General features: G+C 62.0%; 7 protein-coding genes and 2 riboswitches. Of the genes, 4 read left to right on the forward strand and 3 right to left on the reverse strand.

Features of this window, described 5'->3' with window-relative positions:
- The 3 genes from ACIPIN_RS10520 to cobW all read right to left on the reverse strand — a co-directional run bounded on the left by ACIPIN_RS10520 (position 1) and on the right by cobW (position 6,122).
- Entirely contained in the window at positions 1–1,008 is a 1,008-nt protein-coding gene (locus ACIPIN_RS10520; RefSeq protein WP_401118136.1) for an ATP-binding protein, read from the reverse strand.
- Positions 1,009–1,157: 149 nt separating this feature from the next.
- Positions 1,158–5,045 (reverse strand): cobaltochelatase subunit CobN, encoded by a 3,888-nt coding sequence (gene cobN / locus ACIPIN_RS10525; RefSeq protein WP_401118138.1) that lies wholly within the window; start codon positions 5,043–5,045, stop codon positions 1,158–1,160.
- Between the two features lie 3 nt (positions 5,046–5,048).
- Positions 5,049–6,122: a cobalamin biosynthesis protein CobW gene (gene cobW / locus ACIPIN_RS10530; RefSeq protein WP_401118140.1), complete on the reverse strand. Its 1,074-nt coding sequence runs from the start codon at positions 6,120–6,122 to the stop codon at positions 5,049–5,051.
- 101 nt (positions 6,123–6,223) lie between these two features.
- A riboswitch (cobalamin riboswitch) is annotated at positions 6,224–6,435 on the reverse strand.
- Positions 6,436–6,621: 186 nt separating this feature from the next.
- Positions 6,622–6,845, forward strand: a riboswitch (cobalamin riboswitch).
- A 97-nt stretch (positions 6,846–6,942) separates the two neighbouring features.
- Here cobW and ACIPIN_RS10535 point away from each other — a divergent pair.
- From ACIPIN_RS10535 to cobM, 4 genes are all read left to right on the forward strand, one after another.
- Complete coding sequence (locus ACIPIN_RS10535) at positions 6,943–7,134, forward strand: CbtB-domain containing protein (RefSeq protein WP_401118142.1); 192 nt, start codon at positions 6,943–6,945, stop codon at positions 7,132–7,134.
- Positions 7,135–7,145: 11 nt separating this feature from the next.
- Positions 7,146–7,847, forward strand: a complete 702-nt coding sequence (locus ACIPIN_RS10540) for a CbtA family protein (RefSeq protein WP_401118144.1) — start codon at positions 7,146–7,148, stop codon at positions 7,845–7,847.
- Positions 7,844–8,257, forward strand: coding sequence for a cobalamin biosynthesis protein (locus ACIPIN_RS10545; RefSeq protein WP_401118145.1), 414 nt, complete (start codon positions 7,844–7,846; stop codon positions 8,255–8,257). Before ACIPIN_RS10540 ends, ACIPIN_RS10545 begins: the two co-directional genes overlap by 4 nt.
- An 81-nt stretch (positions 8,258–8,338) precedes the next feature.
- Entirely contained in the window at positions 8,339–9,085 is a 747-nt protein-coding gene (gene cobM, locus ACIPIN_RS10550; protein WP_401118147.1) for a precorrin-4 C(11)-methyltransferase, read from the forward strand.
- The last annotated feature ends 103 nt before the right edge of the window (positions 9,086–9,188 follow it).

A 9,188-nucleotide genomic window follows, 5' to 3' on the forward strand; every position in this document is an offset into this window, starting at 1 on the left:
CTAAGGCTTTTTTGGCCAGCTCGGCACTTCACGACGGGCGCCGGTGGGCAAAGCCCGAGCGGGCATTTCACCCCATTGGCCCTGGCCTTCGCCGGGGTTCGGTTGTTGAGCCGCGGAGGAGTCTGGCGCGGGATTCTGGTTCGGCGCAGACGGCGGCGTGTCGCGACGACGATGACGCAGGGCAAACTCGGCGACCGCGTCGATATCCTCCTCGTTGATCGCCTCTGCCCCACGCCACGCCGCATGGGCGCGAGCGGCACGCAGCCAGACCAGGTCAGCGCGCAAGCCGTCGACCCCGGCGGCAAAGCAACGCTCGGTGATCTGCCCCAGCGCCTGATCGTCCAGAGGAATGTTCGCCAGTGCCGCACGGGCGTGTTGGCAGCGCTCGCGTAATTGCTGCTGCCGAGCTTCCCATTGGGCGCAGAAACCTTGGGGATCGCTGTCGAAATCCAGCCGGCGACGGATGATCTGACCGCGCTCAACGGGAGCAGTGTGACCACTGAGGGCGACGTTCAGACCGAAACGGTCCAACAGTTGTGGACGCAGTTCACCCTCTTCCGGGTTCATGGTGCCAATCAACACAAAGCGCGCCGAATGCCGATGGGAAATGCCGTCGCGCTCGATCAGGTTGGTGCCGCTGGCAGCGACATCGAGCAGCAAATCCACCAGATGATCGGGCAGCAGATTCACTTCATCGACATACAACACGCCGCCGTCGGCCTTGGCCAACACTCCGGGAGAAAACTGTGCACGACCTTCGCCCAGCGCAGCGTCCAGGTCGAGGGTGCCGACCAGCCGCTCTTCAGTCGCGCCAAGGGGCAAGGTGACGAACTGCCCGCTGGCGAGCAAGTCCGCCAGACCACGGGCCAACGTGGACTTGGCCATGCCCCGCGGGCCTTCGATCAGCACGCCGCCGATTTTCGGGTCGATGGCCGTCAAGCACAGCGCCAGTTTCAAGGCATCAGCGCCGACCACGGCAGAAAGCGGGAAATGCGGGGTATCGGTCATGTCGAATGTCTCGTTTGCGGTCGGTGGTGTTTGTCAGTACGTCATCGCGGGCAAGCCTTGCTCCTACGGATATCACTGCCTGTAGGAGCAAGGCTTGCCCGCGATCGAGGACGCAGTCCTCGCAATGAGATCAGCGAGCAGCATCTGGCCTACCCGTCTTCTTCTATATCCAGCAGCAAATTCTCCAGCGCCTGCCGATACTCACCCGGCTCCTGCCACATCCCGCGCTGCTGCGCTTCGAGCATGCGTTCGGTCATGTCGCGCAAGGCGTGCGGATTATGCTGCTGGACGAACTCGCGGGTCGACGGGTCAAGCAAATACGCGTCAGCCAGCAAGGCATACTGATGGTCGTCGATCAGTTGTGTAGTGGCGTCGAAGGCGAACAGGTTATCGACGGTGGCCGCCAGTTCAAAAGCGCCTTTGTAGCCGTGCCTCTTGACCCCGTCGATCCACTTCGGGTTGGCCGCACGGGAACGGATCACCCGGTTCAGCTCTTCCTTGAGCGTACGGATCTTCGGCAAGTCTGGCTGACTGTGGTCGCCATGGTAGCTCGCAGCCGCTTCGCCACTGAGGCTTTCGACGGCGGCAAGCATGCCGCCCTGGAACTGGTAGTAGTCGTTGGAATCGAGCAAGTCGTGCTCGCGATTGTCCTGGTTTTGCAACACCGCCTGAACCTGGCTCAAGCGCTGGGCGAACTGTTCGCGAGCCGCCGTGCCTTCATCGGAACCGCCGTAAGCGTAGCCGCCCCAATTCAGGTAGACCTCGGCCAGATCCTCGCGGCTCTGCCACAGACGACCATCGATAGCGCCCTGCACACCCGCGCCATAAGCACCGGGTTTGGCGCCGAAAATTCGCCAGCCGGCCTGTCGTGCTGCGGCGTCCTCATCCAGTCCGGAATGGATCAGCGCCTCACGCTCAGCACGAACCTTGGCCGCCAACGGGTTCATATCGTCGGGCTCATCCAGTGCGGCAACCGCTTGCACGGCCGCGTCGAACAGTCGAATCAGGTTGGCGAAGGCATCGCGGAAAAACCCCGAGACACGCAACGTCACGTCCACTCGTGGCCGGTCGAGCAGACTCAGCGGCAGAATTTCGAAGTCGTCGACCCGTTGACTGCCCGTGGCCCAGACCGGACGCACGCCCATCAGCGCCATGGCTTGGGCGATGTCGTCGCCACCGGTGCGCATAGTCGCGGTGCCCCAGACCGACAGGCCCAACTGACGCAAATGATCGCCGTGGTCCTGAAGGTGCCGTTCAAGAATCAGGTTCGCCGACTGAAAACCAATGCGCCAGGCGGTAGTGGTCGGCAGGTTGCGCACGTCCACCGAGTAGAAATTGCGCCCGGTGGGCAGTACATCAAGGCGTCCGCGACTCGGCGCCCCGCTCGGCCCGGCCGGGACGAAGCGACCGCTGAGGGCGTCGAGTAAACCGCGCATTTCCGCCGGACCGCAGGCGTCCAGTCTCGGCGCCACCACTTCACACAGGTTGTCGATGATTGCTTTCACGTCAGACCAACCTGCCTCCTGTGGGAGCGAGCCTGCTCGCGAAAGCGCTGGGTCAATCGACATCAATGTTGAATGATTAACCGCTTCGCGAGCAGGCTCGCTCCCACAGGGGCCGGGCTTGGCTTGAGACGGGTTCAGTAGCTCGACCTCGGTATTCACAGTCTGCGAGATCAGTTGAGTGGCGAACAATTCCAGACGTTCACGGGTATCGCCCGCCGTACGCCAGGCCTCATCGCTAAGCGATTGCAGCTCCGCCGGTCTTGGCCCGACCCACGGGTCGGCCAAAGAACAATCCAGCGGATCAAAGCCCAGCATGAAAGCCTTGGCCAAGGCCCGCAACAGACTCGATTGCGCCCCACGCCCGTCGCCACGCGGAATCCGCAGCAACGCCAGCAAGGTGTCAATGCGCAACCGCCCGGTCGGCGACTCGCCGAAGATATGCAGGCCATCGCGGATCTGCAATTCCTTCAAATCACACAGATATGTATCCAGACGCGGCAACCAGATCGCCGCGTCCGCGTCGCTGTCGAGTTTTTCGTCGAGCTGCAACTCGCGGTCGATATGGGTTTCACGCACCAGGTTGAGGATGTCGCGTTGCAACTCGCGAGCCCGCCGCGGGTCGAGCAACTGGGCTTCGTAATACTCGTCGGCCAACAACTCCAGATTGCGCAATGGGCCGTAGGTTTCAGCACGGGTCAACGGTGGCATCAGGTGGTCGATGATCACCGCCTGAGTGCGCCGCTTGGCCTGCGCGCCCTCACCCGGGTCGTTGACGATGAACGGATAAATATTTGGCAGCGGCCCGAGCAACGCGTCCGGCCAGCAGCTTTCGGACAGGCCAACGCCCTTACCCGGCAACCACTCGAGGTTGCCGTGCTTGCCAACGTGAATCACGGCATGGGTGCCGTAGGCTTTACGCAACCAGAAATAGAACGCCAGATAGCCGTGGGGCGGTACCAGATCCGGATCGTGATAGACCGCGCTCGGGTCGACCTGATAACCGCGCGCCGGCTGAATGCCGACAAAGGTCAGGCCAAACCGCAGCCCGGCAACCATCATTCGTCCGCCACGGAACATCGGGTCGTTTTCAGGCGTTCCCCAACGCTCCAGCACCGCAGCGCGGTTGGCTTCGGGCAAGGCGTTGAACATCGAGAAATAGTCGTCCAGCGCCAGGCTTTGCTGACACGGGCGCAGGTCGATGCTCTCCAGGTCATTGCTGACCCCACCGAGCAATTGCTGAATCAACGCGGTGCCGCTTTCCGGTAAATCGGCAGGCAACGGATACCCTTCAGCCTGCAGCGCCCGCAGGATATTCAACGCCGCTGCCGGCGTGTCGAGGCCAACACCGTTGCCAATCCGTCCGTCGCGGGTCGGGTAGTTGGCGAGGATCAGCGCAATGCGTTTTTCGCCATTGGCCACCCGCGCCAGCTCGACCCAGCGCCGCGCCAGTTCGGCGACAAAGTCCATGCGTTCAGGTTGCGGTCGATAGCAGACCACGTCGGACTGACTGCGCTCACTGCGCCAGGCCAGGTCCTTGAAGCTGATCGGTCGGCTGATGATCCGTCCATCGAGCTCCGGCAAGGCGATGTGCATCGCCAGATCCCGTGGGCCAAGCCCTTGCTCGCTGGCGCGCCAACCCGGTTCGTTGTCCTGGGCGCAGATCGCCTGGATCACCGGAATATTGCGTCGGAATGGCCGCAGGTGGGGTGCTTCGGGGCTCGATTGGGCGAAACCGGTGGTGTTCAGAATCACCGAAGCCTGCACCTCATCCAGCCAGTCCTCGACCACCGTCAGGCAGCCGGGCTCTTTCAAACTGGCCAGCGCAATCGGCAGCGGATTCAGCCCCGCAGCCTGCAAGCGCTGGCAGAAAACATCGATGAAGGCAGTATTCGCCGCCTGCAAGTGCGAACGGTAAAACAGCACCGCCGCCACCGGCTGATCAACCTGCCAGTCGGCTTGCCAATCGCCCAGCGTCGCGTTGCTTTTGTGCGGATGGTAGATCGCGGTACGCGGCAGAACCTGTGGTTCGGCCCACGGGTAATCGCGGCCAAGCCAACGGCTGGCCAGGCAGCGATACAAGTCCATCGCATTGCCCATGCCGCCCTGACGCAGGAAATGCCAAAGCCGTTCGCGGTCTTCGACAGGCACGGTACTCAGGTCGCTGAGTTCCGGGTCGGGACGGTCATCGCCCGGCACCAGAATCAGCTGCACTCCGCGTTGCGAGAGCTCCACCAGGCGCTCGATGCCGTAGCGCCAATAGGCGATCCCGCCGTGCAGCGAAATCAGAATCACCTTGGCGTGGCGCAGCACTTCGTCGACATACAAGTCGACCGAGGCGTGATTCTGCACCTGCATCGGGTTGGCCAGACGCAGGCTCGGGTAGTCCTCGGGCAACTGCTGCGCCGCTTCGGCGAGCAGCGCCAGACTGGAGTCGCCGCTGCACAGAATCACCAGCTCGGCAGGGGTTTGGCCAAGGTCGGCAATGTTGTCATCCGAGACGAAACCGCCGGGCTGGGTCCTGAGCAGGTGCATGGATTAAACGCTGAGCGCAGCGCGCAACTGCGCTTCGAGCAAGGCGGCGTCCAGTTGCTGGCCGATCAGCACCAAACGTGTGCTGCGCGCTTCGTCTGCGGCCCATTGACGGTCGAAGTGCTTGTCGAAACGCGTACCCACGCCCTGGATCAGCAAGCGCATCGGCTTATTCGGGATCGCGGCAAAACCCTTGACCCGCAGGATGCCGTGCTGGACCACCAATTGGGTCAGGGCATCGAGCAACAGGCTTTCGTCGGCTTGTGGCAGTTCGATGGAAATCGAATCGAAGGCGTCGTGATCATGGTCGTCATGATCGTGATCGTCGCCATCGTGGTGATGGTCGTGGTGACTGTGACGGCTGTCGATGTGTTCTTCAGAGCCGGCACCCAAGCCGATCAACACGTCCAGCGGCAGGCGACCGCTGCTGGCTTCGATGATTTTCACCGCTGGCGGCAGCTCTTCAGCGACTTCCAGACGCACTTTGGCCAGATCCGCCGGGCTGATCAGGTCGGCCTTGTTGAGGATCACCAGGTCGGCGCTGGCCAGTTGGTCGGCGAACAGCTCGTGCAGCGGCGATTCGTGGTCCAGGTTCGGGTCAAGTTTGCGCTGGGCGTCGACCTGATCCGGGAACGCCGCGAAAGTACCAGCGGCCACGGCCGGGCTGTCGACCACGGTGATCACCGCATCGACCGTGCAGGCGCTGCGGATTTCCGGCCACTGGAAGGCTTGGACCAGCGGTTTTGGCAGGGCCAGGCCAGAGGTTTCGATGAGGATGTGATCCAGGTCAGCGCGACGGGCGACCAGCTCACGCATGACCGGGAAGAACTCTTCCTGAACGGTGCAGCACAGGCAGCCGTTGGCCAGCTCATAAACGCGGCCGTTAGCTTCTTCTTCCGTGCAACCGATGGAACATTGCTTGAGGATTTCGCCGTCGATGCCCAGCTCGCCGAATTCGTTGACGATCACCGCGATGCGCCGGCCCTGGGCGTTATCGAGCATGTGTCGCAGCAAGGTAGTTTTGCCCGAACCGAGGAAGCCGGTAACGATGGTGACGGGAAGTTTGGCCAGTGTTTTCATCGGATGCCCTTTGGCAAGGTGGCGGGCATACGGGACGACAACCGGCAACGCGCACGCGCATGCCTGAAGAGTTCGCCACCGGATCACCCCGCCCGGTTGAAAGTGAGAATCTGTGTCGAGGCAGGTCTCCTGGCTGACGGCGTACCGGTCTTTCGACTGGCGATTTCTGCACCTTCCCGCACCTCTTGATAGAGCGTGCAGTGGCATGGCAGAAACAGAACCGTTCACAGTTGCGGGGGCAGCCGCGGCATTGACCGCGTTCCCTTCTTAGCTTCGGCGCACGCGCCAAAGAACCTCGAAAGCGCAAGGCTACGCATCGCATCGGGGCGGGTCAATGTTCACCTGAGTTCTGTGGCGGCTGTGATGACGCCATCGCGAGCAAGCTCGCTCCCACATTGGAATGCGGTCAACTGTGGGAGCGAGCTTGCTCGCGATAGAGGCGCCCCGATCTCGAGTTGAGAACGCCTGCCAATTGACGCCCCGCCCTCGCCCATGCTCTCCTACACGCCTTGTTACGGGTGCCCTTCACAGGGTGAAACGGGAAACCGGTGAATCATGTGCTTTACTCAAAAGCCATGTCAGTCCGGTGCTGCCCCCGCAACGGTAAGCGAGCGAAGGATCAGATCCACTGTGTCAGCACGACATGGGAAGGCGATTCTTGCAGGTTCGGCGAATGCCAGCCCCTCGTGAGCCCGGAGACCGGCCCGCAACACATCAATAACAAACCCGCGGTGGGCGGGCGCTGTTTTAGCCTCTGCGTGCCGGCTCGCGGGGTTTTCATGCGCTCGATTCACCCACTGACTGACCAGAGGGAAGCGCCATGTCGATCATCAGCAGCACTCGCCATACCACCGCCAGCACCACGTCCACCCTGAGCCAACGCCTTGTTGCCGCTATCGGCGCATCGATTCTGGGCGCTTGCCTTGTGTATTTCGCCGGTTTCTCGCACATCGACGCGGTGCACAACGCCGCCCACGATACCCGTCACAGCTCCGCCTTCCCGTGCCATTGAGACCTGCTGACATGATCAAGCGTATTGCGCAAACCGCAGGTTTCACTGGCTTGCTGGCCGCCCTGCTGCTGACCTTGCTGCAAAGCTTCTGGGTCGCACCACTGATTCTTCAGGCGGAAACCTACGAAAAAGCTCCAGCGGCTGAAGTCCATGAACATGCCGAAGGCGCAATGGCAGGCCACACCCATGATGCAGAAGCTTGGGAGCCGGAAGACGGCTGGCAGCGCGTGCTGTCGACTACCGGCGGTAATCTGGTGGTCGCCGTCGGCTTTGCGCTGATGCTCGCCGGTCTCTACACCTTGCGCGCACCGACCCGCACCTCTCAGGGCCTGCTCTGGGGGTTGGCCGGTTATGCAACCTTCGTCCTGGCACCGACCCTGGGCTTGCCGCCTGAGTTGCCGGGCACTGCCGCCGCAGACCTGGCACAACGGCAGATCTGGTGGATCAGCACCGCAGCGTCCACCGCCGTCGGTATTGCCCTGATCGTGTTCTCCCGGCACTGGCTGCTGAAGGTGCTCGGCGTCGCCATTCTGGCCGTGCCGCATATCATCGGCGCGCCACAGCCTGAAGTGCATTCGATGCTGGCCCCGGAGGCCCTGGAAGCGCAATTCAAGATCGCTTCGCAGCTGACCAACGTCGCGTTCTGGCTGGCCCTGGGCCTGATCAGTGCCTGGTTGTTCCGCCGCAAAAGCGAAGGTCAATACCACGCATGACCAGCACCAGCGCAGCACCAACCCTGGTGGTCGGCCTGGGCTGCCAGCGCGGCTGCCCGGCCAGCACGCTGCGCGCGTTGCTCGACCAGGCGTTACAGGCTCATCACATCGAATTGCAGGCGATCAAGGCTCTGGCCAGTATCGACCTGAAGCGTGATGAGCCCGGCCTGAACGAGTTGGCCAAGCAACTGGCGCTGCCGTTGATGTATTTCAGCAGTGAGCAACTGGCCGGCTATCAACCGCAACTCAGCCACCTCTCGCAAATCGCTTTCGAGCGCACCGGCTGCTACGGCGTCGCCGAAAGCGCTGCACTGGCCCTCGCCGAACAACTGGCCCAGGCGCCGGCAAAATTGCTGATCCCGCGACAAAAATATGCCCAGGCGACGTTTGCATTGGCCGGCGCTGCGTAAAATCCTCGATAATCCCCGCCTTCGATCATGAGCAATCTTCATCTGAAGTCTTGCTTTGACAATTTTTCACAGGAGCCGGCCATGACCGTCTACTTCATTGGCGCAGGTCCCGGCGACCCGGAACTGATTACCGTCAAGGGCCAACGGCTGATTCGCAGTTGCCCGCTGATCATTTACGCCGGCTCGCTGGTGCCTGAAGCCGTACTCGAAGGCCATCAGGCGGAACAGGTGGTCAACAGCGCCGAATTGCATCTGGAACAGATCATCGAACTGATCAAAGTCGCCCACGACAAAGGCCAGGATGTAGCGCGGGTGCATTCCGGCGATCCGAGCCTGTATGGAGCGATCGGCGAGCAGATTCGTTACCTGCGAGAGCTGAACATCCCGTTCGAAATCATCCCCGGCGTCACCGCTACGGCTGCCTGCGCAGCGCTGTTGGGCGCCGAGCTGACGCTGCCGGACATCTCGCAAAGCGTCATCCTGACCCGTTACGCCGACAAAACCGCGATGCCGCCAGGCGAAGAATTCAGCAGCCTGGCGCAGCATGGCGCGACCATGGCGATTCACCTGGGGGTCAATCACCTGGAGAAAATCGTCGCTGAACTGTTGCCACATTACGGCGCGGACTGTCCGATTGCGGTGGTTCATCGGGCCAGTTGGCCGGATCAGGATTGGGTGACAGGGACGCTGACGGACATCGCCGACAAAGTTCAGGCCAAGGGATTTCGGCGTACGGCGCTGATTCTCGTCGGTCGGGTATTGGGCAGTGACCAATTCAGCGAATCGTCGCTGTATCGCGCCGGGCATGCTCACCTGTATCGCCCGTAGATCAAAAAATCGCAGCCTGCGGCAGCTCCTTGTATCTCGACTATCGCTCCGTCAGGAGCGATAGTTCTCGACTGATCATCGAGGGAGGGACCTGGAAGCCGCG

It is taken from the genome of Pseudomonas sp. NPDC087697 (assembly GCF_044743155.1).
Lineage (GTDB): Bacteria > Pseudomonadota > Gammaproteobacteria > Pseudomonadales > Pseudomonadaceae > Aquipseudomonas.

Bases quoted from the DNA above. Each gene is read 5' to 3' on its own strand.
- ACIPIN_RS10520 (WP_401118136.1), bottom strand. From the start codon at position 1,008: ATGACCGATACCCCGCATTTCCCGCTTTCTGCCGTGGTCGGCGCTGAT.
- ACIPIN_RS10535 (WP_401118142.1), top strand. From the start codon at position 6,943: ATGTCGATCATCAGCAGCACTCGCCATACCACCGCCAGCACCACGTCC.
- cobM (WP_401118147.1), top strand. From the start codon at position 8,339: ATGACCGTCTACTTCATTGGCGCAGGTCCCGGCGACCCGGAACTGATT.
- ACIPIN_RS10545 (WP_401118145.1), top strand. From the start codon at position 7,844: ATGACCAGCACCAGCGCAGCACCAACCCTGGTGGTCGGCCTGGGCTGC.
- cobW (WP_401118140.1), bottom strand. From the start codon at position 6,122: ATGAAAACACTGGCCAAACTTCCCGTCACCATCGTTACCGGCTTCCTC.
- cobN (WP_401118138.1), bottom strand. From the start codon at position 5,045: ATGCACCTGCTCAGGACCCAGCCCGGCGGTTTCGTCTCGGATGACAAC.
- ACIPIN_RS10540 (WP_401118144.1), top strand. From the start codon at position 7,146: ATGATCAAGCGTATTGCGCAAACCGCAGGTTTCACTGGCTTGCTGGCC.